The following is a 23,434-nucleotide window of genomic DNA, read 5'->3' on the forward strand; positions in this document are numbered from 1 at the left end:
ATTCGATCTTGCCCTGCGCCTCGGGCGGGGAATCCCGCCGCCGTGTCCCGATCACGGGTCCTTCCGCCGGGCCGGGGTGCCCCTGGTCAGGCGCGACGGGCCTCCGGATGGTGCAGCAGCCAGCCCTGCCAGGCCGACTCCACCATCGTGCGCAGCCCGCGCCGCGCGCGCCAGCCCAGCTCCCGCTCGGCCAGCGCGGACGACGCGACCGCGCGCGGCGCGTCACCGGGCCTGCGCGGCTCGACGAGCGCGGGCGTGGCGTCCCCGGTCACCTCGCCGATGAGCGTGACGAGTTCACGGACCGACACGCCTTCGCCGCGGCCGATGTTCACGGTCAGATCGCCGCTCGCGCCCCCGGCCAGCCGCCGGGCCGCCGCGAGGTGCGCGTCGGCGAGGTCGGCGACATGGATGTAGTCGCGGACACAGGTGCCGTCCGGCGTCGGGTAGTCGGCGCCGAAGATCCGCGGGGCCTCGCCCCGGGTCAGCCGGTCGAAGACCATCGGTACGACGTTGAAGACACCGGTGTCGGCCAGCTCCGGCTCGGCCGCTCCCGCGACGTTGAAGTAGCGCAGGCACACGGTCGCGATGCCGTGCGCCCGGCCCGCCGCCCGTACCAGCCACTCGCCCGCGAGCTTCGTCTCGCCGTACGGGTTCACCGGGGCACAGGGCGTCTGCTCCGTGATGGTGTCCACGTCGGGGTTGCCGTAGACGGCCGCGGACGAGGAGAACAGGAACCGCTCGACACCGGCCCCCGCCACGGCGTCCAGCAGCGTCGCGAGTCCGCCCACGTTCTCCTGGTAGTAGCGCGTCGGCTGGGCCACCGACTCGCCGACCTGCTTGCGCGCGGCGAGGTGGACCACCCCGGTCACCGCGTGTTCCGCGAAGACCCGCTTCAGCAGCTCACCGTCCAGCGTGGAGCCGTGGACGAGCGGTATGCCCGCCGGAAGCCGCGTCCGCGCCCCGGCCGAGAGGTCGTCCAGGACGAGGACGCGTTCACCGTCCGCGGCCATCGCCCGCGCCACGTGTGACCCGATGTATCCGGCCCCGCCGGTGATCAGCCATGTCATGGCCCCCCACCCTATGCCCGCCCGGTGAACAACAGTCGTCGTCCCTGCGTCCCCGTCCTTCGCTGTGACACCTCCCACACGCGAGCGATGTGTGCGCGTAATGCGATGAATAGCCGGATATGGGCGCGCAGTTTGGAGCGTGCCCCTTCGATCCCCGATGATGATCGCGGCGGCGGCCCCGCGGACCACGTCGACATCAGCCCGTGAACGGTCGGTGAATTCCGGCCTCCAGGCATCCGATAGCCTCTGCCGACATGCCGCCCCTGGCCTGTGCCCCGGGTGTCCGCACCACATACAAGACCGGCGCCTCGTGCGTGCCGGGCCTTAAGGGAGTGAGTTCGTCTGTCGACCGCCATCCTCACCGGACAGCCGGTCCCCGGATCGTCGCTCGAGGGCGATCTGCGGTCGCTCGGCTTCGACGTGCGGGTCGCCACCGACGCCGGTGACACCGAGGCACTCCTCGCCGCCGTACCGGCGGACCAGCGGGTCGCGCTCGTCGACGCCCGGTTCGTGGGCCATCCTCACGCGCTGCGCCTCGGCCTCACCGACCCCCGCTTCCCGGCCGCCGCCCTGCCCGGCGCCGTCACCGCCCAGCCCGCGGCCCGCGAGGCGCTCACCCGCGCCCTCGCCCGAGAGCACTCCGCGGTGACCGACCAGGCGTCCGCCACGACCACCACCGTGGTCGGACAGACCGGCACCGACAGCCTCGCCGGACGCGTCAGCGCAGCGCTCGACTCCGACGGCGTCCCGGTCCACCGCCCCGAACTCGGCACCCTGGTCGCCACCGTCCCCGCCGACCCCCAGGCCCGCAACGAGGCCCGGCAGGCGGTCGCCGCCGTCGACGACGAGGCCGTCCGGCTGCGCAGCGCCGTCAAGGCCCGCGACGGCTTCTTCACCACGCACTGCATCAGCCCGTACTCGCGCTACATCGCCCGCTGGTGCGCCCGCCGCGGTCTGACCCCCAACCAGGTCACCACCGCCTCGCTGCTCACCGCCCTGATCGCGGCGGCCAGCGCGGCCACCGGCACCCGCGGCGGCTTCGTGGCCGCGGGCATCCTGCTGATCCTCTCCTTCGTCCTCGACTGCACCGACGGTCAGCTCGCCCGCTACTCGCTCCAGTACTCCACGCTCGGCGCCTGGCTCGACGCCACCTTCGACCGCGCCAAGGAGTACGCCTACTACGCCGGTCTCGCCCTCGGCGCGGCCCGCGGCGGCGACGACGTATGGGCCCTCGCGCTCGGCGCGATGGTCCTGCAGACCTGCCGCCATGTCGTCGACTTCGCCTTCAACGAGGCGAACCACGACGCGACCGCCAACACCAGCCCCACCGCCGCCCTGTCGGGCCGCCTCGACAGCGTCGGCTGGACGGTCTGGGCGCGCCGCATGATCGTCCTGCCGATCGGTGAACGCTGGGCCATGATCGCCGTGCTGACGGCGCTCACCACCCCCCGGATCACGTTCGTCGTGCTGCTCATCGGCTGCGCCTTCGCCGCCACCTACACCACGGCGGGACGCGTCCTGCGCTCCCTCACCCGCCGCGCCACACGCACGGACCGCGCGGCGCGGGCCCTGAAGGACCTGACGGACAGCGGCCCGCTCGCCGAACTGCTCGTCCGCGTCCTGCTCGGCAACCTCCGCGTGACGGCACCTCTCAGCGCCGGCATCGGCGCTGTCCTCGTCACCTTCTCCGCCCTGCTGTGGGGTGCGGGCTGGCAGGTCGTCCTCTGCGCGGCTGCCTACGTCCTGCTGTCGGCCGAAGCGGTCGAACATCCCCTCAAGGGTGCCCTCGACTGGCTGGTCCCGCCGTTCTTCCGCGCCGCCGAGTACGGCACGATCCTGATCCTCGCGGCCAAGGCGGGCGGGAACGGCGTACTGCCGGCGGCATTCGGGCTGGTCGCAGCCGTCGCCTACCATCACTACGACACGGTGTACCGCATCCGCGGAGACGCCGGCGCGCCGCCGTCCTGGCTGGTGCGCAGCATCGGGGGACACGAAGGCCGGACGCTGCTTGTCGCCGTCCTGGCCACGCTGCTCACAGCGGCACTGTTCAAGATCGCGCTCACGGCGCTCGCCGTCTGCGTGGCCCTGCTGGTGCTCGGTGAGAGCATCCGCTTCTGGGTCGCCGCCCACAAGGGTGGCGCACCCGCCGTACACGATGAAGGAGAACCCGCATGATCGGCCTCGTGCTGGCGGCCGGCGCCGGACGGCGCCTGCGCCCCTACACCGACACCCTGCCCAAGGCGCTGGTGCCGGTGGGGCCCGAGGGCGACGAGGAGAGCCTCACGGTCCTCGACCTGACCCTCGGTAACTTCGCCGAGGTGGGCCTGACCGAGGTCGGGATCATCGTCGGCTACCGCAAGGAGGCCGTCTACGAGCGCAGGGAGGCCCTGGAGCAGAAGTACGGCCTCAAGCTGACGCTCATCGACAACGACAAGGCCGAGGAGTGGAACAACGCCTACTCCCTGTGGTGCGGTCGTGACGCCCTCAAGGACGGCGTGATCCTCGCCAACGGCGACACCGTCCACCCGGTCTCCGTCGAGAAGACGCTGCTCGCCGCCCGCGGCGACGGCAAGAAGATCATCCTCGCCCTCGACACGGTGAAGAACCTCGCCGACGAGGAGATGAAGGTCGTCGTGGACCCCGCCAAGGGCGTCCAGAGGATCACCAAGCTGATGGAGCCCTCCGAGGCCACCGGCGAGTACATCGGCGTCACCCTCATCGAGGGCGAGGCCGCCGCGGAGCTGGCCGACGCGCTGAAGGCCACCTTCGAGCGCGACCCCCAGCTCTACTACGAGGACGGCTACCAGGAGCTGGTCAACCGCGGCTTCACCATCGACGTGGCGCCGATCGGCGAGGTGAAGTGGGTCGAGATCGACAACCACGACGACCTCGCCAAGGGCCGGGAGATCGCGTGCCAGTACTGACGAGGCTGATCCCCTCGCCGGTCGTGGTCGACATCCGGCCGAAGGCGCTCGATGATCTGGCGACGATCCTGTCCGACCAGCGCATCGCGCCCTCCGGCCGGCTGGCCTTCGCGATCAGTGGGGGGTCCGGCCGGGTGCTGCGCGAGCGGTTCGCCCCGGCGTTCCCGCGGGCCGACTGGTTCGAGGACGCCGACGGAACCATCGACGGCGCGGTCAAGCTCGCCGACTCCATCAAGAGAGCCGGCCGCTACGACGCGGTCATCGGCCTCGGCGGCGGCAAGGTCATCGACTGCGCCAAGTACGCGGCCGCGCGCGTGGGCCTGCCGCTCGTCGCCGTGGCCACCAACCTCGCCAACGACGGCCTGTGCTCGCCCGTCGCGACGCTCGACAACGACGCGGGCCGGGGCTCCTACGGTGTGCCGAACCCGATCGGCATCGTCATCGACCTCGATGTGATCCGCGCGGCCCCGCCCAAGTTCGTCCGCGCGGGCATCGGCGACGTGATCTGCAAGATCTCCGCCGTCGCCGACTGGGAGCTGTCGCACCGGGAGAACGGCGAGCAGATCGACGGTCTCGCCGCCGCGATGGCCCGGCAGGCCGCCGAGGCGGTCCTGCGCCACCCCGGTGGCGTCAGCGATGACAGGTTCCTGACGACACTGGCCGAGTCCCTGGTGCTGTGCGGCATCTCGATGTCCGTCGCCGGTGACAGCCGTCCGGCCTCGGGCGCCTGCCACGAGATCAGCCACGCCTTCGACCTGACCTTCCCCAAGCGCGCGGCGCTCCACGGCGAGCAGTGCGGCCTCGGTGGCGCGTTCGCGACGTTCCTCAGGGGCGACCGGGAGACCGCAGGCCGGATGGCCGACGTACTGCGCCGCCACGGGCTGCCCGTCCTTCCGGACGACATCGGGTTCTCCGTGGACGAGTTCGTCAAGGTCGTGGAGTTCGCTCCGCAGACCAGGCCCGGCCGCTACACGATCCTCGAACACCTCGACCTGAAGACCAACCAGATCAAGGACGCATACGCCGACTATGTCAAGGCCATCGGTAGCTGAACTCCGCCCCGTCGTTCACCCGGAAGGGGTGAAGGACCGGCGCAGCGGTGAGCACTGGGCGGGACGCCTCTACATGCGGGAGATCTCCCTGCGGGTGGACCGCTATCTGGTGAACACCAGGGTCACGCCCAACCAGTTGACCTACCTGATGACCGTCTGCGGTGTCCTCGCCGCCCCGGCCCTGCTGGTGCCGGGGGTGGCGGGCGCCGTGCTCGGCGTGGTGGCGGTCCAGCTCTATCTGCTCCTCGACTGCGTCGACGGCGAACTCGCCCGCTGGAAGAAGCAGTACTCGCTCGCCGGGGTGTACCTCGACCGGGTGGGTGCCTACCTCACCGACGCGGCGGTCCTGGTCGGCTTCGGCCTGCGCGCCGCCGACCTGTGGGGCACCGGCCGCATCGACTGGCTGTGGGCCTTCCTCGGCACCCTCGCCGCCCTCGGCGCCATCCTCATCAAGGCCGAGACCGACCTCGTGGGCGTCGCCCGGCACCAGGGCGGGCTGCCGCCGGTCAAGGAGGCGGCGTCCGAGCCGCGTTCCTCCGGCATGGCGCTGGCCCGCAAGGCCGCGGCGGCCCTGAAGTTCCACCGGCTGATCCTCGGCATCGAGGCCTCCCTGCTGATCCTGGTCCTCGCGATCGTGGACGAGGCCCGCGGCGACCTGTTCTTCACCCGGCTCGGTGTCGCGGTGATGGCCGGTATCGCGATGCTCCAGACCCTGCTCCACCTCGTGTCCGTCCTCGCCTCCAGCAGGCTGAAGTGAGCGGCCACGCCGGGGGCGCCGCCAAGGTCGGGGCGGTCGTCATCACGATGGGCAACCGCCCGGCCGAACTCCGCGCCCTGCTGGACTCGGTGGCCACCCAGGACGGCGCCCCTGTCGAGGTCGTCGTGGTCGGCAACGGCTCGCCCGTCCCGGACGTCCCCGCGGGCGTCCGCACGGTCGAACTGCCCGAGAACCTCGGCATCCCCGGCGGCCGCAACGTCGGCATCGAGGCCTTCGGCCCCGGCGGCACCGACGTCGACATCCTGCTGTTCCTGGACGACGACGGCCTCCTGGCCCGCCCCGACACCGCGGAGCTGTGCCGTGAGGCCTTCGCCGCCGACCCGGAACTGGGCATCATCAGCTTCCGCATCGCCGACCCCGACACCGGCGAGACCCAGCGGCGCCATGTCCCCAGGCTGCGCGCCTCCGACCCGATGCGCTCCTCCCGGGTGACGACGTTCCTCGGCGGCGCCAACGCCGTCCGTACGAAGGTCTTCGCCGAGGTCGGCGGGTTGCCGGACGAGTTCTTCTACGCCCATGAGGAGACCGACCTGGCCTGGCGGGCGCTGAACGCCGGCTGGCTGATCGACTACCGGTCGGACATGGTGCTGTACCACCCCACGACCGCCCCCTCGCGGCACGCGGTCTACCACCGCATGGTCGCCCGCAACCGCGTCTGGCTGGCCCGCCGCAACCTCCCCCTCCTCCTCGTCCCGGTGTACCTGGGCGTCTGGATGCTGCTGACCCTGCTGCGCCGACCCTCGCGGGCGGCCCTCAAGGCGTGGTTCGGCGGGTTCCGGGAGGGCTGGACGACACGCTGCGGGCCCCGGCGACCCATGAAGTGGCGTACGGTATGGCGGCTGACCCGACTGGGCCGTCCTCCCGTCATCTGACAAGCTCTTTACTCGACAGCACGCGGGCGGGGTCCGGAACCTGGCCCCCGCCCGTTCCGGCAGGCTGCGCAACCCGAAGACGGAAAGTTCTCCAACCTGTGAGTGAGACAACGCATGACGGCGGAGTCGCGGTGAGCACCCGCCCGTCGCCCGATGACGGACTGACACCGACCGAGCTGGCCACCAAGTACGGGCTCGCGGTCAGCGGCGCCCGGCCAGGCCTCGCCGACTATGTCCGCCAACTGTGGGGACGACGTCACTTCATCCTCGCCTTCTCACAGGCGAAGCTCACCGCCCAGTACAGCCAGGCCAAGCTCGGCCAGCTCTGGCAGGTGGCCACCCCGCTGCTGAACACGCTCGTGTACTACCTGATCTTCGGCGTGATCATGAAGGCCGGGCGGGGCATGACGCGCGAGACGTACATCCCGTTCCTGGTGACGGGTGTCTTCGTCTTCACCTTCACGCAGAGCTCGGTGATGGCCGGCGTCCGCGCGATCTCCGGCAACCTCGGTCTGGTGCGGGCGCTGCACTTCCCGCGGGCCTCGCTGCCCATCTCGTTCGCGCTCCAGCAGCTCCAGCAACTGCTCTTCGCGATGATCGTGCTGCTCGCGGTGGCGGTGGGGTTCGGCAGCTACCCGAGCCTGTCCTGGCTGCTGATCGTCCCGATCCTGGCGCTCCAGTTCCTCTTCAACACCGGTCTCGCGATGATCGTGGCGCGGCTCGGCGCCAAGACCCCGGACCTGGCCCAGTTGATGCCGTTCCTGCTGCGGACCTGGATGTACGCGTCCGGCGTCATGTTCTCCATCAACACCATGCTGGCCGGCAAGCCCGAGTGGGTCATGCGCGCGCTCCAGGTGAACCCGGCGGCCGTCTACATGGACCTGATGCGCTTCGCCCTCATCAAGAACTACGGCGCCTCCAACCTCCCGCCGCATGTCTGGGCCATCGCGCTGTTCTGGGCCGTCGTCGTCTTCGTCGGCGGGTTCGTGTACTTCTGGAAGGCTGAGGAGCGGTACGGCCGTGGCTGAGCAGAACACCGGGGCACGGGTCCCCACCGTCATCGCGGACGAGCTGCACATCGTCTACCGCGTCAACGGCGCCAAGACCGGCAAGGGCAGCGCCACCGCCGCCCTGAGCCGCATCCTCAAGCGAGGCTCCGACGACTCGGCGCGCGGGGTGCGCAAGGTGCACGCGGTCAAGGGCGTCTCCTTCGTCGCCTACCGCGGCGAGGCCATCGGCCTGATCGGCTCCAACGGTTCGGGTAAGTCGACGCTGCTGCGCGCCATCGCGGGACTGCTGCCCGCCGAGCGGGGCAGGGTCTACACCGACGGCCAGCCCTCGCTCCTCGGCGTCAACGCGGCCCTGATGAACGATCTGACGGGCGAACGCAACGTCATCCTGGGCGGTCTCGCCATGGGAATGTCCCGGGAGCAGATAAGGGAGCGTTACCAGGACATCGTCGACTTCTCCGGCATCAACGAGAAGGGCGACTTCATCACCCTGCCCATGCGCACCTATTCCTCCGGTATGGCGGCGCGGCTGCGGTTCTCCATCGCGGCGGCCAAGGACCATGACGTCCTCATGATCGACGAGGCCCTGGCCACCGGTGACCGCAAGTTCCAAAAGCGCTCCGAGAACCGCATCAAGGAGTTGCGCAAGGAGGCCGGAACGGTGTTTCTGGTCAGCCACAACAACAAGTCGATCCGTGACACCTGCAACCGCGTCCTGTGGCTGGAACGCGGTGAACTGCGCATGGACGGCCCGACCGAAGAGGTCCTGAAGGAGTACGAGAAGTTCACGGGCAAGTAAGCCCGGGGCCGGGGCCCCGCCGGAACGTTCCGGCGGGGCCCCGCGTTTGCACATAGAGTGCCAACTTCTTTGCAACCAGGGAAGCTTGACACCGATCGGTGTGTTGTTGTGATGTGCAGAACACCCCCGCCTGAGCGGACCGCGTTGTACAACGTAAGCTGTACCGGTCCTGATTCGCGGCAAAGTGGGGCGATAATGCCCTGCACCCTCCCCTGCCGTAGTGCGCGGACAGCCGGGCGGCGTGTCCGAAATAGGGTGTATTGGGTCGTCGGTGTAGAAACGGAGATGTGACGGCAATGGCTACGGAAAGTCTCCGGCTCTGCGAGGCATGTGCCGTCTTTGCGTCGGGTGGCGAGCGGTGACCGAAGCTGGGACGGCGCGCACCGGCGATCCCGAGCGCGACACCCTCGACAAGGCCGCGGAGGAGAACTTCCCCGTGGCGCCGTTCTTCCTGCCCCGCGTCTGGCGTACGGATCTGATGGCCGTCTACGGCTTCGCCCGTCTCGTCGACGACATCGGTGACGGCGACCTCGCCCCCGGCGGTGCCGACGCCCGACTGCTCGGTGTGTCACCGCAGGAGGCCGAGGACCGCCTCGTCCTTCTCGACGCCTTCGAGGCGGATCTGCACCGGGTCTTCGAGTCGACGCCGCGGCATCCCCTGCTGACGCGCCTTCAGGCGACGGTCCAGCGCGTGGGTCTCACCCCGCAGCCGTTCCTCGACCTGATCGCCGCCAACCGTCAGGACCAGCTCGTCCGGCGGTACGAGACCTACGACGACCTGCTCGCCTACTGCGAACTGTCCGCCAACCCGGTCGGACGGCTCGTCCTCGCGGTCACGGGCACCTCCACCCCCGAGCGTGTCCGTCGCTCCGACATGATCTGCACGGCGTTGCAGATCGTGGAGCACCTCCAGGACGTCGCGGAGGACCTCGGCCGTGACCGTATCTATCTGCCCCTCGAGGACATGAAGCGGTTTCATGTCCAGGAGGCGGACCTCGCCACGCACACAGCAGGCGCGTCGGTGCGCGCCCTGGTCGCGTACGAAGCAGAACGCGCCCGCGATCTCCTGAATGAAGGCGCCCCCCTTGTGGGTAGCGTCCACGGCAGGCTGAGGCTGCTGCTTGCGGGCTTCGTGGCGGGAGGAAGGGCGGCGATCGAGGCGATCGTCGCCGCCGAACACGACGTACTTCCCGGCCCCCCCAAGCCCAGCAGGCTCCAGTTGCTGCGCGAGGTGGGCGTGACTCTGCGAGGAGAGGGGTGATCCGGACCGTGGAGTCGGAACAGCACGCGTCCCCGCCAGTACTCGCCGCGTACAGCTACTGCGAGACCGTGACCGGGCAGCAGGCCCGTAACTTCGCCTATGGCATCAGACTTCTGCCGACGCCCAAGCGTCGCGCGATGTCGGCGCTGTACGCGTTCTCCCGACGGGTCGACGACATCGGCGACGGTGTCCTGGCGGCCGACGTCAAGGCGACGCGGCTGGCGGAGACCCGGGCTCTGCTGGCGCGGATCCGCGACGGCGAGGTGGCCGAGGACGACACCGACCCGGTGGCGGTCGCCCTCGCCCATGCCGCCGGGCACTTCCCGATCCCGCTCGGCGGTCTCGACGAGCTGATCGACGGCGTCCTCATGGACGTACGCGGCGCGACCTACGAGACCTGGGACGACCTGAAGGCCTACTGCCGCTGTGTGGCCGGGGCCATCGGACGGCTCTCCCTCGGTGTGTTCGGCACGGAACCGGGCGCGCGCGGCGCCGACCGCGGTCCCGAGTACGCGGACACGCTCGGCCTCGCGCTGCAACTCACCAACATCCTGCGCGACGTCCGCGAGGACGCCGAGGGCGGCCGTGTCTATCTGCCCGCCGACGACCTCGCCAAGTTCGGCTGCTCGGCCGGGTTCCAGGGACCGACGCCGCCGGAGGGCTCCGACTTCGCGGGCCTGGTGCACTTCGAAGTACGCCGAGCCCGCGCCCTGTTCGCCGAGGGCTATCGGCTGCTGCCCCTGCTCGACCGGCGCAGCGGCGCCTGCGTGGCCGCCATGGCCGGCATCTACCGGCGGCTCCTCGACCGCATCGAGCGCGAGCCCGAGGCGGTGCTGCGCGGCCGTGTCTCGCTGCCCGGCCGGGAGAAGGCGTACGTCGCCGTGCGCGGGCTCTCCGGGCTCGACACCCGCCATGTGTCCCGGCGGACCGTCAGGAGGCGTGCCTGATGGACCGTCCGGATCCAGGGGGTCGGATCGGCGAAAAGCGGCAGGCAACCCTCCGGTGCGGCGCGGCGTCCCTGACGGAGACGGCCCGCCGTGCATCGTTCAAGCACCATGGCGGACCGGCAGGGGAGGCAGCACGATGAGCGACGGCACACGGATCGAGGGCACGGCGGCGGACAGCGCCGACCGCCCCGAGACGCCGTCCACCCGCGGGACGTCCGCCGTGGTCGTCGGCGCGGGACTCGCCGGGACCACCGCCGCGCTCGCCCTCGCCGACGCCGGGGTGCGCGTCACCCTGCTGGAAGGGCGCCCGCGCCTTGGCGGTCTCGCCTTCTCCTTCCAGCGCGGAGACCTGACCGTCGACAACGGACAGCACGTCTACCTGCGCTGCTGCACCGCCTACCGCTGGCTCCTCGACCGGATCGACGCGACCGCGCTCGCGCCCGTGCAGGATCGTCTCGACGTGCCCGTTCTCGACGCGGACGCCGCTCCCGGCCGACGGCTCGGCAGACTCCGGCGCGACGCCCTGCCCGTACCCCTGCATCTCGGACGCAGCCTGGCCACCTACCCCCATCTCTCGCTCGCCGAGCGCGCCAAGGTGGGGCGTGCCGCACTGGCGCTGCGCTCGCTCGACCCCGCGGACCCCGCGCTCGACGCGCAGGACTTCGGCAGTTGGCTCGCCGCGCACGGTCAGTCGGCGCGGGCTGTCGAGGCACTGTGGGACCTGGTCGGGGTCGCCACCCTCAACGCGGTGGCCGCCGATGCCTCGCTCGGGCTCGCCGCGATGGTGTTCAAGACGGGTCTGCTGTCCGATCCCGGCGCCGCGGACATCGGCTGGGCCCGTGTCCCGCTGGGTGAACTGCACGACCGGCTGACGCGCAAGGCGCTCGACTCCGCGGGCGTGCGTACCGAGGTCCGTACACGGGTCACCTCCCTCTCCCCTCACGGGAACGGGCGTTGGAGCGTCCAGGTTCCCGGGGAGCGCATCGAGGCCGACGCGGTCGTCCTCGCCGTGCCGCAGCGCGAGGCCCATGACCTGCTGCCCGCCGGCGCCCTCGACGCCCCCGAGCGGCTCCTCGACATCGGCACCGCGCCGATCCTCAACGTCCATGTCGTCTACGACCGCAAGGTCCTGGAGCGGCCGTTCTTCGCCGCCCTCGGCTCCCCGGTGCAGTGGGTCTTCGACCGCACCGCGGCCTCCGGACTGCGCGAGGGCCAGTACCTCGCGCTGTCGCAGTCGGCCGCGCAGGACGACATCGACCAGCCCGTCGCGGCACTGCGCGAGCGCTATCTGCCGGAGCTCCGGCGGCTGTTGCCCGCGACCCGCCGCGCCGAGGTGAAGGACTTCTTCGTGACCCGGGAGCGTACGGCGACGTTCGCTCCCGCCCCCGGCGTCGGGCGGCTGCGGCCCGGCGCCCGTACCAAGGCACCCGGCCTGTATCTGGCCGGAGCGTGGACCGCCACCGGGTGGCCCGCGACCTTGGAGAGTGCGGTCCGCAGCGGCGTCAGTGCGGCGGGTGCCGCACTGAAGGCCCTGGGCCACTCCGGCGCCCGCCTCCCTTTCGAGGAGGCGGCATGAGCGCCGATCCGCACGAGAGAGGCCCCCGCACCCCCGGTAACGCAACAAGAGGAGAGACTGTGCCCACTGTGCCCCCGGCCGAGAAGGCTGCCGACGCGGTGGACGTGTCCGCGCTCCTGGAGCGCGGCCGGACCCTGGCCGCCCCCGTGCTGCGGGCGGCCGTCGAGCGCCTGGCACCGCCCATGGACACCGTCGCCGCCTACCACTTCGGCTGGATCGACGCCGAGGGCCACCCCGCGGAAGGCCATGGCGGCAAGGCCGTGCGCCCCGCGCTGGCGCTGCTGTCCGCCGAGGCCGCGGGCGCGGCCCCCGAGGTGGGCGTACCCGGCGCCGTCGCGGTCGAGTTGGTGCACAACTTCTCCCTGCTGCACGACGACCTGATGGACGGCGACGAACAGCGCCGCCACCGCGACACCGTGTGGAAGGTCCACGGCCCCGCCCAGGCCATCCTGGTCGGTGACGGCCTGTTCGCCCTCGCCAACGAGATCCTGCTGGAACTCGGCACGGTCGAGGCCGGGCGCGCCACCCGCCGACTGACCACCGCCACCCGCGCCCTGATCGACGGTCAGGCACAGGACATCTCCTACGAGCACCGCGACCGCGTCACCGTCGCGGAGTGCCTGGAGATGGAGGGCAACAAGACGGGCGCCCTGCTCGCCTGCGCCTCCTCCATCGGCGCCGTCCTCGGCGGCGCCGACGACCGCACCGCCGACACCCTGGAGCGGTACGGCCACCACCTCGGCCTCGCCTTCCAGGCCGTCGACGACCTCCTGGGCATCTGGGGCGACCCGGACGCCACCGGGAAGCAGACCTGGAGCGATCTGCGGCAGCGCAAGAAGTCCCTGCCGGTCGTGGCCGCGCTCGCGGCGGGTGGTCCGGCCTCCGAGCGGCTCGGTGAGATCCTCGCCGAGGACGCCAAGAGCAGCGACTTCGAGAACTTCTCCGAGGAGGAGTTCGCCGCGCGCGCCGCGCTCATCGAGGAGGCGGGCGGCCGGGAGTGGACCGCCCAGGAAGCACGCCGCCAGCACACCATCGCCATCGAAGCCCTGCACTCGGTCGACATGTCCCCGCAGGTGCGCGCGCAGTTCACGGCGCTCGCCGACTTCGTCGTCGTACGAAAGAGATGATCACTATCGGTCGAATACACCGCGCGTAGTCGCCGACCGGTGCGCAGCCAGGATCGACTTCACTCTCACTCTCGTTGACGCGCACCGGTCGACGGCGGACCCACAGCAGCACGACTCGCACGCGACTCGCAGGACTGCACGAAGGGGAAGCCATGACAGCGACGACCGACGGAAGCACCGGGGCCTTGCCTCCCCGCGCTGCCTCGGCCAGCGACACCGACGAACCGCTCCCGCAGGCGGCCGGGACGGTCGGCACTCGAGACGCCGCCGAGCACGCGCTACGGCGCGCGACGGACTTCCTGCTCGCGCGGCAGGACGCCCAGGGCTGGTGGAAGGGCACCCTCGAGACGAATGTCACGATGGACGCCGAGGACCTGTTGCTCCGTCAGTTCCTCGGCATCCGGGACGAGAAGACCACACAGGCCGCCGCCCTCTTCATCCGCGGCGAGCAGCGCGACGACGGCACCTGGGCCACCTTCTTCGGCGGACCCGGTGAACTGTCCACCACCATCGAGGCGTACGTGGCGCTGCGCCTGGCCGGTGACGCCCCGGACGCGCCCCATATGGCGAAGGCGTCCGCGTGGATCCGCGAGCAGGGCGGCATCGCCGCCTCCCGGGTCTTCACCCGGGTCTGGCTCGCCCTGTTCGGCTGGTGGCGGTGGGAAGATCTGCCCGAAATGCCGCCGGAGCTCATCTACTTCCCCCGGTGGATGCCGCTGAACATCTACGACTTCGGGTGCTGGGCACGGCAGACCATCGTGCCGCTCACCATCGTCTGCGCCGAGCGTCCGGTACGTCCCGCGCCCTTCCCGCTCGACGAGCTGCACACCGACCCGGACCACCCCGTACCCGCCAAACCCCTGGCGCGCGTGGCCAGTTGGGACGGCGTCTTCCAGCGGCTCGACAAGGCGTTGCACCAGTTCCGCAAGGTCGCCCCGCGCCGGCTGCGCAGGGCCGCCATCAACTCCGCCGCCCGCTGGATCATCGAACGCCAGGAGAACGACGGCTGTTGGGGCGGGATCCAGCCGCCCGCGGTGTACTCGATCATCGCCCTGCATCTGCTCGGCTACGACCTCCAGCACCCCGTGATGCGCGAAGGGCTCGCCTCGCTCGACCGGTTCGCTGTGTGGCGCGAGGACGGCGCCCGCATGATCGAGGCCTGCCAGTCCCCGGTCTGGGACACCTGCCTCGCGACCATCGCCCTTGCCGACGCGGGCGTACCGGCCGACCATCCCCAACTGGTCAAGGCCGCCGACTGGATGCTCGGCGAGCAGATCGTCCGGCCCGGTGACTGGTCCGTACGCCGTCCCCAACTCCCGCCCGGAGGCTGGGCGTTCGAGTTCCACAACGACAACTACCCCGATATCGACGACACCGCCGAGGTCGTCCTCGCGCTGCGCCGCGTCCGGCATCCCGACGCCGCGCGCATGGAGCGGGCGATCGGGCGCGGGGTGCGCTGGAACCTCGGCATGCAGTCGAAGAACGGCGCATGGGGCGCCTTCGACGTCGACAACACCAGCGGGTTCCCCAACCGGCTGCCGTTCTGCGACTTCGGCGAGGTCATCGACCCGCCGTCCGCCGACGTCACCGGCCACGTCGTGGAGATGCTCGCGGTCGAGGGCCTGGCCCATGACCCCCGCACCCGCCGCGGCATCGCCTGGCTGCTGGCCGAACAGGAGCCCGACGGCTCGTGGTTCGGGCGCTGGGGCGTCAACTACGTCTACGGCACCGGGTCGGTGGTGCCCGCCCTGATCGCCGCGGGCATCCCCGGCACGCACCCGGCGATCCGCCGTGCCGTCGCCTGGCTGGAGAGCATCCAGAACGACAACGGCGGCTGGGGCGAGGACCTGCGCTCGTACCACAACGCGGGCGAGTGGAGCGGCCGTGGCCGCTCCACCGCCTCGCAGACGGCGTGGGCGCTGCTCGCACTGCTGTCGGCGGGGGAGAGCGAGTCCAAGGCCGTGGAACGCGGCGTCGAGTTCCTCGCCCGGTCCCAGAACGAGGACGGCTCCTGGGACGAGCCGCACTTCACGGGCACCGGGTTCCCCTGGGACTTCTCCATCAACTACCACCTCTACCGGCAGGTCTTCCCGCTCACCGCGCTCGGCCGCTATGTCCACGGCGAGCCGTTCGCCGAGGCCAAGGGGGGCTGATGAGCCAGAAGCCCGGTCCGGCGCCGCTGCTGATCGCCTGCGCGCTCGGCATCGAGCGACTCGCCCTGCGCAGCGGCGACCGGTCGGGTGCGGGCGGGCCCGTCACCGTACTCCGTACGGGGATGGGCCCCCGGTCGGCCGAGCGCTCGGTCACCCGGGCGCTCGCCGACCCGGCCTGGTCCCGGGCCGCCGTCCTCGCCACGGGCTTCTGCGCGGGGCTCGCTCCCGGTATGCACCCCGGTGACCTGGTCGTCGCCGAGGAGACCCGGGACCCGCGCGGCACCATCCCGTGCGTGGGCACGGACCTGCTGGTCAAGGAGCTGGTGCGCACCCTCCCGGGGCGCACCGTCCACACCGGGCCGCTCACCGGCTCGGACCATGTCGTCCGCGGCCAGGAACGCCCGGAACTGCTCGCGACGGGCGCGATCGCGGTCGACATGGAGTCCGCGGCCACGCTCTACAGCGTCGCGCACACCGGCGCGCGCCCGGTTGCGGCCGTCCGAGTGGTCGTGGACGCTCCAGAACATGAACTCGTCCGGATCGGCACCTTGCGCGGTGGAATATCAGCCTTCCGCGTCCTTCGTGCCGTCCTCCCCGCCTTCTTCGAATGGCACCGTTCTTTGCTGCTCCCTCGGAGGTGAGCCAGATGGCCATGCCGCTGCGTCAGTCCATCAAGGTTGCTACGTACCTGTTGGAACAGAAACTCAAGAAGCGTGACAAGTTTGCGTTGCTGGTCGAGTTGGAACCGCTCTTCGCGTGCAACCTGAAGTGCGAGGGCTGCGGCAAGATCCAGCATCCGGCAGGCGTGCTCAAGCAGCGCATGCCCGTCGCGCAGGCGGTGGGGGCGGTGCTCGAATCCGGTGCGCCGATGGTGTCCATCGCCGGTGGCGAGCCCCTGATGCACCCTCAGATCGACGAGATCGTGCGGCAGTTGGTGGCGAAGAAGAAGTTCGTCTTCCTGTGCACCAACGCGCTGTTGATGCGCAAGAAGATGGACAAGTTCAAGCCGTCGCCCTACTTCGCCTGGGCCGTGCACATCGACGGGCTGCGGGAGCGGCACGACGCCTCCGTCGCGAAGGAAGGCACCTTCGACGAGGCGGTGGCGGCCATCAAGGAGGCCAAGCGGCGCGGCTTCCGGGTCACCACCAACTCGACCTTCTTCAACACCGACACCCCGCAGACCATCGTGGAGGTGCTGAACTTCCTCAACGACGACCTCCAGGTCGACGAGATGATGCTCTCGCCCGCCTACGCCTACGAGAAGGCCCCCGACCAGGAGCACTTCCTCGGTGTGCAGCAGACCCGCGAGCTGTTCAAGAAGGCGTTCTCGGGCGGCAATCGCAGGAAGTGGCGGCTCAACCAGAGCCCGCTCTTCCTGGACTTCCTCGAGGGCAAGGTCGACTTCCCGTGCACCGCGTGGGCGATCCCGAGCTACTCGCTCTTCGGCTGGCAGCGGCCCTGCTATCTGATGAGCGACGGGTATGTGCCCACCTACCGCCAACTGCTGGAGGAGACCGACTGGGACAAGTACGGCCGGGGCAAGGACCCGCGCTGCGCCAACTGCATGGCGCACTGCGGATACGAGCCGACCGCCGTCCTCGCCACCATGGGCTCCCTGGCGGAGTCGCTGCGGGCCGCCCGCGAGACCATGACGAGCGGAAAGCAGCGGTGAGGCGATGACCGCGGTTCCCCTGGGGGTTCCCGAGGTTCCCCTCCGGCCACTCGCGCCACGCCGCGGCTCGCGGCAGATCCAGGTCGGCCGGGTGGCGGTCGGGGGCGGGGCCCCGGTGTCGGTGCAGTCGATGACGACGACCCGTACCTCCGACATCGGCGCCACGCTGCAGCAGATCGCCGAACTCACCGCGTCCGGCTGCCAGATCGTCCGCGTCGCCTGCCCCACGCAGGACGACGCGGACGCGCTGGCCACCATCGCCGGGAAGTCGCAGATCCCGGTGATCGCGGACATCCACTTCCAGCCGAAGTACGTGTTCGCGGCGATCGAGGCGGGCTGCGCCGCCGTCCGCGTCAACCCCGGCAACATCAAGCAGTTCGACGACAAGGTGAAGGAGATCGCGCGCGCCGCCAAGGACCACGGCACCCCGATCCGGATCGGGGTGAACGCGGGCTCGCTGGACAAGCGGCTGCTGCGCAAGTACGGCAGGGCGACCCCCGAGGCGCTCGTGGAGTCGGCCCTGTGGGAGGCGTCCCTCTTCGAGGAGCACGGCTTCCGGGACATCAAGATCTCGGTCAAGCACAACGACCCGGTCGTGATGATCGAGGCCTACCGCGGGCTCGCGGAGAGCTGCGACTACCCGCTCCACCTGGGCGTCACCGAGGCGGGGCCCGCCTTCCAGGGCACCATCAAGTCGGCCGTCGCCTTCGGCGCGTTGCTGTCCGAGGGCATCGGCGACACCATCCGGGTCTCGCTCTCCGCGCCGCCCGCCGAGGAGGTCAAGGTCGGCATCCAGATCCTGGAGTCGCTCGGGCTGCGGCAGCGGCGTCTGGAGATCGTCTCGTGCCCGTCGTGCGGGCGCGCCCAGGTCGATGTGTACAAGCTGGCCGAGGAGGTCACCGCGGGCCTGGAGGGCATGGAAGTGCCGCTGCGGGTCGCCGTCATGGGGTGTGTCGTCAACGGGCCCGGCGAGGCGCGGGAGGCCGACCTGGGCGTGGCCTCCGGCAACGGCAAGGGCCAGATCTTCGTCAAGGGCGAGGTCATCAAGACCGTGCCCGAGTCCAAGATCGTGGAGACGCTCATCGAGGAGGCGATGAAGATCGCGGAGCAGATGGAGAAGGACGGAGCCGGGTCCGGAGAACCGGCTGTCACCGTGAGCTGAACGGCACGGATCGAGAGGGGGCCTAGCGTGACGCTGCTGGAGAACATCCGGGGACCACGTGACCTGAAGGCGCTGTCCGAGGCGGAGCTTCGTCAACTGGCCGAGGAGATCAGGGAGTTCCTGATCCAGGCGGTCGCCAGGACCGGCGGCCACCTCGGACCCAATCTGGGCGTGGTGGAACTGTCCATCGCGCTCCACCGGGTCTTCGAGTCACCGGTCGACCGGATCCTGTGGGACACCGGTCACCAGAGCTATGTGCACAAGCTTCTGACAGGACGTCAGGACTTCTCCAAACTGCGCGGCAAGGGCGGCCTGTCCGGCTACCCGTCCCGCGAGGAGTCCGAGCACGACATCATCGAGAACAGCCACGCCTCCACCGCGCTCGGCTGGGCCGACGGCCTCGCCAAGGCCCGCCAGGTGCAAGGGGAGAAGGGTCATGTCGTCGCCGTCATCGGGGACGGCGCGCTGACCGGCGGCATGGCCTGGGAGGCGCTCAACAACATCGCCGCCGCCCGGGACCGTCCGCTCATCGTCGTCGTCAACGACAACGAACGCTCCTACGCGCCGACCATCGGCGGCCTCGCCAACCACCTCGCCACGCTGCGCACCACGGACGGCTACGAGAAGGTCCTGGCCTGGGGCAAGGGCGTGCTCCAGCGCACGCCGGTCGTCGGCTCCACCGTCTACGAGGCCCTGCACGGCGCCAAGAAGGGCTTCAAGGACGCGTTCGCACCGCAGGGCCTGTTCGAGGACCTCGGCCTGAAGTACGTCGGGCCGATCGACGGACACGACGTACGGGCCGTCGAGTCGGCGCTGCGCCGGGCCAAACGCTTCCACGGCCCGGTACTGATCCACTGCCTCACCGAGAAGGGCCGCGGCTGTGAGCCCGCGCTCGCCCACGAGGAGGACCACTTCCACACCGTCGGTGTGCTGGACCCCCGCACCTGCGAACCCGTGGCGTCGTCCGGCGGCCCCTCGTGGACCTCCGTGTTCGGCGACGAGATCGTCCGCATCGGCGAGGAACGCGAGGACGTCGTGGCGATCACGGCGGCCATGCTGCACCCGGTGGGCCTGACCGGGTTCGCCGAGCGGTTCCCCGACCGGGTGTGGGACGTCGGGATCGCCGAACAGCACGCGACGGTCTCCGCGGCCGGTCTCGCGACCGGCGGACTCCACCCCGTCGTCGCCGTCTACGCGACCTTCCTCAACCGCGCCTTCGACCAACTGCTGATGGACGTCGCCCTGCACCGCTGCGGGGTCACCTTCGTGCTGGACCGGGCCGGGGTCACGGGCGCCGACGGAGCGTCGCACAACGGCATGTGGGACATGTCGATCCTCCAGGTGGTGCCCGGACTGCGGATCGCCGCGCCCCGCGACGCCGACCAACTGCGGGCCCAGTTGCGGGAAGCGGTCGCCGTCGACGACGCGCCGACGCTGATCCGGTTCCCGAAGGAGTCGGTGGGCCCGGCGATCCCGGCGGTGGACCGGGTGGGCGGCCTGGACGTGCTGCACCGGGCCGAGCGGCCCGAGGTGCTCCTGGTCGCCGTCGGCGTCATGGCGCCCGTCTGCCTCCAGGCCGCCGAACTGCTGCGGGACCGCGGCATCGGCTGCACGGTCGTCGACCCGCGCTGGGTCAAGCCCGTCGACCCCGCGCTGCCGGGCCTGGCCGCCGCGCACCGGCTCGTCGCGGTCGTCGAGGACAACAGCCGGTCCGCCGGGGTCGGCGCGGCGGTCGCGCTGGCGCTCGGCGACGCCGAAGTCGACGTACCCGTACGGCGGTTCGGGATCCCGGAGCAGTTCCTCGCACACGCCAAGCGCGCCGAGGTGCTGGCCGACATCGGCCTCACCCCCGTCGAGATCGCGGGCCGTATCGGTGCCGCTCTGGCCGCCCGGGACGCGGCCGGGGACGAGCTGTCCAAGGAGAACCAGGAATGACCACCCCTTCCGGGAAGCGGGAGTTCGACCTCGGCGCGCTGCTGGCCGAGCGCGGGGGCGAGCGCTACGAGCTGCACACGAAGTACCTCAACCACCAACTTCCGCGCATGCTCCACACGATCGGCTTCGACAAGGTCTACGAGCGTGCCGAGGGAGCCCACTTCTGGGACGCGGACGGCAACGACTACCTGGACATGCTCGCCGGGTTCGGGGTGATGGGCCTCGGCCGCCATCACCCCGTGGTCCGCAAGGCGTTGCACGACGTCCTGGACGCCCACCTCGCCGACCTCACCCGCTTCGACTGCCAGCCGCTGCCCGGACTGCTCGCCGAGAAGCTGCTGACCCACAGCCCGCATCTGGACCGGGTGTTCTTCGGCAACAGCGGGACGGAGGCGGTCGAGACCGCGCTGAAGTTCGCCCGGTTCGCCACGGGCAGGCCCCGGATCCTGTACTGCGCCCACGCCTTCCACGGGCTGACCACCGGGTCCCTGTCCGTGAACGGCGAGTCCGGCTTCCGCGACGGCTTCGCGCCGCTGCTGCCCGACACGGCGGTGCCGCTCGGCGATCTCGACGCCCTGGCCCGGGAGTTGAGGAAGGGAGACGTGGCGGCCCTCATCGTCGAGCCCATCCAGGGCAAGGGCGTCCACGCGGCCCCGCCCGGCTATCTGACCGCCGCCCAGGAGCTGTTGCGGCGGCACAAGGCGCTGCTGATCGCCGACGAGGTGCAGACCGGTCTCGGCCGCACCGGGGAGTTCTACGCCTACCAGCACGAGAGCGGCGTCGAGCCGGACCTGGTGTGCGTGGCCAAGGCGCTCTCCGGTGGCTATGTGCCGGTCGGCGCCACCCTCGGCAAGGAGTGGATCTTCAAGAAGGTCTACTCGTCCATGGACCGGGTGCTGGTGCACTCCGCGAGCTTCGGATCCAACGCCCAGGCGATGGCGGCCGGGCTCGCGGTCCTGTCCGTCATGGAGGACGAGCGGGTCGTCGCGAACGCCCGCGTGGTCGGTGACCAGCTCATGTCCCGGCTCTCGGCGCTCATCGACAAGTACGAGCTGCTCAGCGACGTACGCGGCCGGGGCCTGATGATCGGCGTCGAGTTCGGCCGGCCCAGCTCGCTGAAGCTGCGCAGCCGCTGGACCATGCTGCAGGCGGCCCGCAAGGGCCTGTTCGCGCAGATGGTCGTCGTCCCGCTGCTGCAACGGCATCGCATCCTCACCCAGGTCTCCGGGGACCATCTGGAGGTGATCAAGCTGATCCCGCCGCTGACCATCGACGAGCAGGACGTCGACCGGTTCGTGGAGGCCTTCACCGCGGTCATGGACGACGCGCACGGCGGCGGGCTGATGTGGGACTTCGGCAAGACGCTGATCAAGCAGGCAGTGGCGAACCGGTAGCCGCGGCGAGGGGTCCTCGAGGGAAGATCCGGCGGTCTTTGCCTGACAGGCAAGAAGTTTGCCTGAAAGGCAAAGCTGCGGCTCAATAGGGGTATGAGCACTTCCGAGACCGGGCCGATCGAGGACCTGCCCGCCGTCGCGCCCCAACTGCGAGCGCTGCGACGTCGTGCCTCCCTCACGCTGGAGGCCGCGGCCCGCGCCGCCGGGCTCTCGCCCGCGCATCTGTCACGGCTGGAGACCGGACAGCGACAGCCTTCGCTGCCGATGCTGCTCGCTCTCGCTCGTATCTACGGTACGACAGTCTCCGAACTGCTCGGCGAGACCGTCCCCGACCGGGACGCGGTCGTCCGCGCCCCCGCCATGGAGCCCACGCACGCGGGCGGCTGGACGTACTGGCAGACCGGCGCACCGGGCCGCGGGATGCAGGCCCTGCGCGTCCGCGTCCCCCACGGCACCCAGGGCGACATCGTGCGCGTCCACCCCGGCGAGGAATGGCTGTACGTCCTCAAGGGGCGGCTGCGCCTGCGCCTCGGTGACAGCGCTCACATCCTCGAGCCCGGCGACAGCGCCCACTTCGACTCGCTCACCCCTCATCGGCTCGCGGCCGTCGATCACGACGGGGCCGAGCTGCTCTTCGTCCACACCCTGCTCCAGAGCCCGAACTCCGCGCTCTGTATCGGCCCCACCCCAGGAGAAATGCCATGACCGAGCAGCCGCAGACCCGCTCCGACCAGAACACGCGGGAGGAGAAGTTCCCCCGCGCCCTGTGGATCCGACTCATCATCTACATCGCCGTCGGTCACCTCTTCGCCGGGTTCATCTGGCTGCTGTTCGAGGTGGGCGCGAAGTAAGGGGCACACAGCACGACCCGCAACGGGAGCGGCTCAGTCCAGCAGCCTCTCGCGCAGCCGCTCCCGCAGCATCGGTGTGACCCCGAGCCCCCGCTCCAGATAGGTGTCGACACCGCCCCACGTCCGCTCCACGGTCTCGAACGCCGCCGTGAGGTACTCGGCGCGTGCGTCGAAGAGCGGGCTGAGCAACTCCATCACCTCGGGGGAGTAGGCCTCGGCCCGCGCGCCGTTGCGGTGCACCTTGTACCGGCGGTGCTTGGCGTTCGACTCCAGATAGTCCGCCACGATCGCCTCGCGCTCGACCCCGAGGGCCAGCAGCGTGACCGCGATCGACAGGCCCGCGCGGTCCTTGCCCGCGGCGCAGTGCATCAGCACCGGCACACTGTCCTCGGCCAGCGCGTGCAGCACCCGCGCGTGCTCGGTCGTGCGCTCCGTGACCATCGTGCGATACGAGGCGATCATGCGGCCCGCGGCCTTGCCGTCCGCGAGCACCGCGCGCAACTGCTCCAGATCGCCGTCGCGGACCATCTTCCAGAACTCGGCGCCGTCGGCCGGATCGCTCAGCGGAAGGTTGACGTTGCGCACCCCCGGCAGCGCGACGTCCGGCCCCTCCAGTCGCTTGTCCGCCGCGTTGCGGAAGTCGAAGATCGTGTGCAGACCGAGGGAGGAGAGGAACGTCGCGTCCTCCTGTGTCGCATGCGCGAGATGACCGCTGCGGAAGAGCACACCCTGGCGCACCCGCCGCCCGTCCACGGTCGGCAGGCCGCCCACGTCTCGGAAGTTGCGCACACCGGCCAGCTCGGGCTCGATCGACGGGACGTGCTGCGTCACAGGGGCTCCTTCCAACCGTCCGT

Annotated in this window: 22 protein-coding genes; 20 read left to right on the forward strand and 2 right to left on the reverse strand. The window is 70.6% G+C overall.

Annotation, left to right across the window (positions count from 1 at the left end; all coding sequences use genetic code 11):
• Positions 1 to 86 precede the first annotated feature (86 nt).
• Positions 87 to 1,067 (reverse strand): UDP-glucose 4-epimerase GalE, encoded by a 981-nt coding sequence (gene galE, locus ACZ60T_RS11855; RefSeq protein ID WP_469665754.1) that lies wholly within the window; start codon positions 1,065 to 1,067, stop codon positions 87 to 89.
• Between the two features lie 342 nt (positions 1,068 to 1,409).
• Here galE and ACZ60T_RS11860 point away from each other — a divergent pair, with 342 nt between their 5' ends.
• The 20 genes from ACZ60T_RS11860 (at position 1,410) to ACZ60T_RS11955 (ending at position 22,580) form a co-directional block, all read left to right on the forward strand.
• Positions 1,410 to 3,242 (forward strand): DUF5941 domain-containing protein, encoded by a 1,833-nt coding sequence (locus tag ACZ60T_RS11860; protein WP_469666071.1) that lies wholly within the window; start codon positions 1,410 to 1,412, stop codon positions 3,240 to 3,242.
• Complete coding sequence (locus tag ACZ60T_RS11865; RefSeq protein ID WP_469665755.1) at positions 3,239 to 3,991, forward strand: phosphocholine cytidylyltransferase family protein; 753 nt, start codon at positions 3,239 to 3,241, stop codon at positions 3,989 to 3,991. Before ACZ60T_RS11860 ends, ACZ60T_RS11865 begins: the two co-directional genes overlap by 4 nt.
• Positions 3,979 to 5,043: an iron-containing alcohol dehydrogenase family protein gene (locus ACZ60T_RS11870; protein WP_365628197.1), complete on the forward strand. Its 1,065-nt coding sequence runs from the start codon at positions 3,979 to 3,981 to the stop codon at positions 5,041 to 5,043. The genes ACZ60T_RS11865 and ACZ60T_RS11870 overlap by 13 nt, the downstream gene beginning before the upstream one ends.
• Positions 5,021 to 5,800 (forward strand): CDP-alcohol phosphatidyltransferase family protein, encoded by a 780-nt coding sequence (locus ACZ60T_RS11875; RefSeq protein WP_365628200.1) that lies wholly within the window; start codon positions 5,021 to 5,023, stop codon positions 5,798 to 5,800. Before ACZ60T_RS11870 ends, ACZ60T_RS11875 begins: the two co-directional genes overlap by 23 nt.
• 47 nt (positions 5,801 to 5,847) lie before the next feature.
• Positions 5,848 to 6,693 (forward strand): glycosyltransferase family 2 protein, encoded by an 846-nt coding sequence (locus ACZ60T_RS11880; protein ID WP_469666072.1) that lies wholly within the window; start codon positions 5,848 to 5,850, stop codon positions 6,691 to 6,693.
• Positions 6,694 to 6,791: 98 nt separating this feature from the next.
• Positions 6,792 to 7,721, forward strand: a complete 930-nt coding sequence (locus tag ACZ60T_RS11885) for an ABC transporter permease (RefSeq protein ID WP_469665756.1) — start codon at positions 6,792 to 6,794, stop codon at positions 7,719 to 7,721.
• The gene (locus ACZ60T_RS11890) at positions 7,714 to 8,502 is read left to right on the forward strand and encodes an ABC transporter ATP-binding protein (RefSeq protein ID WP_365628209.1); all 789 of its coding nucleotides are present in this window, start codon (positions 7,714 to 7,716) and stop codon (positions 8,500 to 8,502) included. The genes ACZ60T_RS11885 and ACZ60T_RS11890 overlap by 8 nt, the downstream gene beginning before the upstream one ends.
• Before the next feature lie 358 nt (positions 8,503 to 8,860).
• Positions 8,861 to 9,763 carry a squalene synthase HpnC gene (hpnC, locus tag ACZ60T_RS11895; protein ID WP_469665757.1) on the forward strand — a complete coding sequence of 301 codons (903 nt, stop codon included), beginning with the start codon at positions 8,861 to 8,863 and terminating at the stop codon, positions 9,761 to 9,763.
• On the forward strand, positions 9,760 to 10,710 hold the full coding sequence (gene hpnD / locus ACZ60T_RS11900; RefSeq protein WP_365628215.1) for a presqualene diphosphate synthase HpnD: 951 nt from the start codon (positions 9,760 to 9,762) through the stop codon (positions 10,708 to 10,710). The genes hpnC and hpnD overlap by 4 nt, the downstream gene beginning before the upstream one ends.
• Positions 10,710 to 10,850 carry a DUF6380 family protein gene (locus tag ACZ60T_RS11905; RefSeq protein WP_365628218.1) on the forward strand — a complete coding sequence of 47 codons (141 nt, stop codon included), beginning with the start codon at positions 10,710 to 10,712 and terminating at the stop codon, positions 10,848 to 10,850. The genes hpnD and ACZ60T_RS11905 overlap by 1 nt, the downstream gene beginning before the upstream one ends.
• On the forward strand, positions 10,847 to 12,286 hold the full coding sequence (gene hpnE / locus ACZ60T_RS11910; RefSeq protein ID WP_469665758.1) for a hydroxysqualene dehydroxylase HpnE: 1,440 nt from the start codon (positions 10,847 to 10,849) through the stop codon (positions 12,284 to 12,286). Before ACZ60T_RS11905 ends, hpnE begins: the two co-directional genes overlap by 4 nt.
• Complete coding sequence (locus ACZ60T_RS11915) at positions 12,283 to 13,413, forward strand: polyprenyl synthetase family protein (RefSeq protein WP_365628224.1); 1,131 nt, start codon at positions 12,283 to 12,285, stop codon at positions 13,411 to 13,413. Before hpnE ends, ACZ60T_RS11915 begins: the two co-directional genes overlap by 4 nt.
• A 152-nt stretch (positions 13,414 to 13,565) precedes the next feature.
• Positions 13,566 to 15,566 carry a squalene--hopene cyclase gene (gene shc, locus ACZ60T_RS11920; RefSeq protein ID WP_469665759.1) on the forward strand — a complete coding sequence of 667 codons (2,001 nt, stop codon included), beginning with the start codon at positions 13,566 to 13,568 and terminating at the stop codon, positions 15,564 to 15,566.
• A complete protein-coding gene (locus ACZ60T_RS11925; protein WP_469665760.1) occupies positions 15,566 to 16,207 on the forward strand; it encodes a phosphorylase family protein in 642 nt (213 codons plus the stop codon). Before shc ends, ACZ60T_RS11925 begins: the two co-directional genes overlap by 1 nt.
• Before the next feature lie 5 nt (positions 16,208 to 16,212).
• Positions 16,213 to 17,238: an adenosyl-hopene transferase HpnH gene (gene hpnH / locus ACZ60T_RS11930; RefSeq protein WP_365628233.1), complete on the forward strand. Its 1,026-nt coding sequence runs from the start codon at positions 16,213 to 16,215 to the stop codon at positions 17,236 to 17,238.
• A gap of 4 nt (positions 17,239 to 17,242) precedes the next feature.
• Positions 17,243 to 18,400: a flavodoxin-dependent (E)-4-hydroxy-3-methylbut-2-enyl-diphosphate synthase gene (ispG, locus tag ACZ60T_RS11935; protein ID WP_469665761.1), complete on the forward strand. Its 1,158-nt coding sequence runs from the start codon at positions 17,243 to 17,245 to the stop codon at positions 18,398 to 18,400.
• Between the two features lie 27 nt (positions 18,401 to 18,427).
• Positions 18,428 to 20,335 (forward strand): 1-deoxy-D-xylulose-5-phosphate synthase, encoded by a 1,908-nt coding sequence (gene dxs, locus ACZ60T_RS11940; protein ID WP_469665762.1) that lies wholly within the window; start codon positions 18,428 to 18,430, stop codon positions 20,333 to 20,335.
• Entirely contained in the window at positions 20,332 to 21,729 is a 1,398-nt protein-coding gene (locus tag ACZ60T_RS11945) for an aspartate aminotransferase family protein (protein ID WP_469665763.1), read from the forward strand. The genes dxs and ACZ60T_RS11945 overlap by 4 nt, the downstream gene beginning before the upstream one ends.
• A 93-nt stretch (positions 21,730 to 21,822) precedes the next feature.
• The gene (locus tag ACZ60T_RS11950) at positions 21,823 to 22,434 is read left to right on the forward strand and encodes a helix-turn-helix domain-containing protein (RefSeq protein WP_252424920.1); all 612 of its coding nucleotides are present in this window, start codon (positions 21,823 to 21,825) and stop codon (positions 22,432 to 22,434) included.
• Positions 22,431 to 22,580, forward strand: coding sequence for a DUF6126 family protein (locus tag ACZ60T_RS11955; RefSeq protein ID WP_252424921.1), 150 nt, complete (start codon positions 22,431 to 22,433; stop codon positions 22,578 to 22,580). The genes ACZ60T_RS11950 and ACZ60T_RS11955 overlap by 4 nt, the downstream gene beginning before the upstream one ends.
• 33 nt (positions 22,581 to 22,613) lie before the next feature.
• On the opposite strand, the gene ACZ60T_RS11960 is transcribed toward ACZ60T_RS11955, so the two are convergent.
• Positions 22,614 to 23,411: a tyrosine-protein phosphatase gene (locus ACZ60T_RS11960; RefSeq protein WP_365628247.1), complete on the reverse strand. Its 798-nt coding sequence runs from the start codon at positions 23,409 to 23,411 to the stop codon at positions 22,614 to 22,616.
• Positions 23,412 to 23,434: the final 23 nt, after the last annotated feature.

The sequence above is a fragment of the Streptomyces sp. NPDC104371 genome (assembly GCF_055583785.1).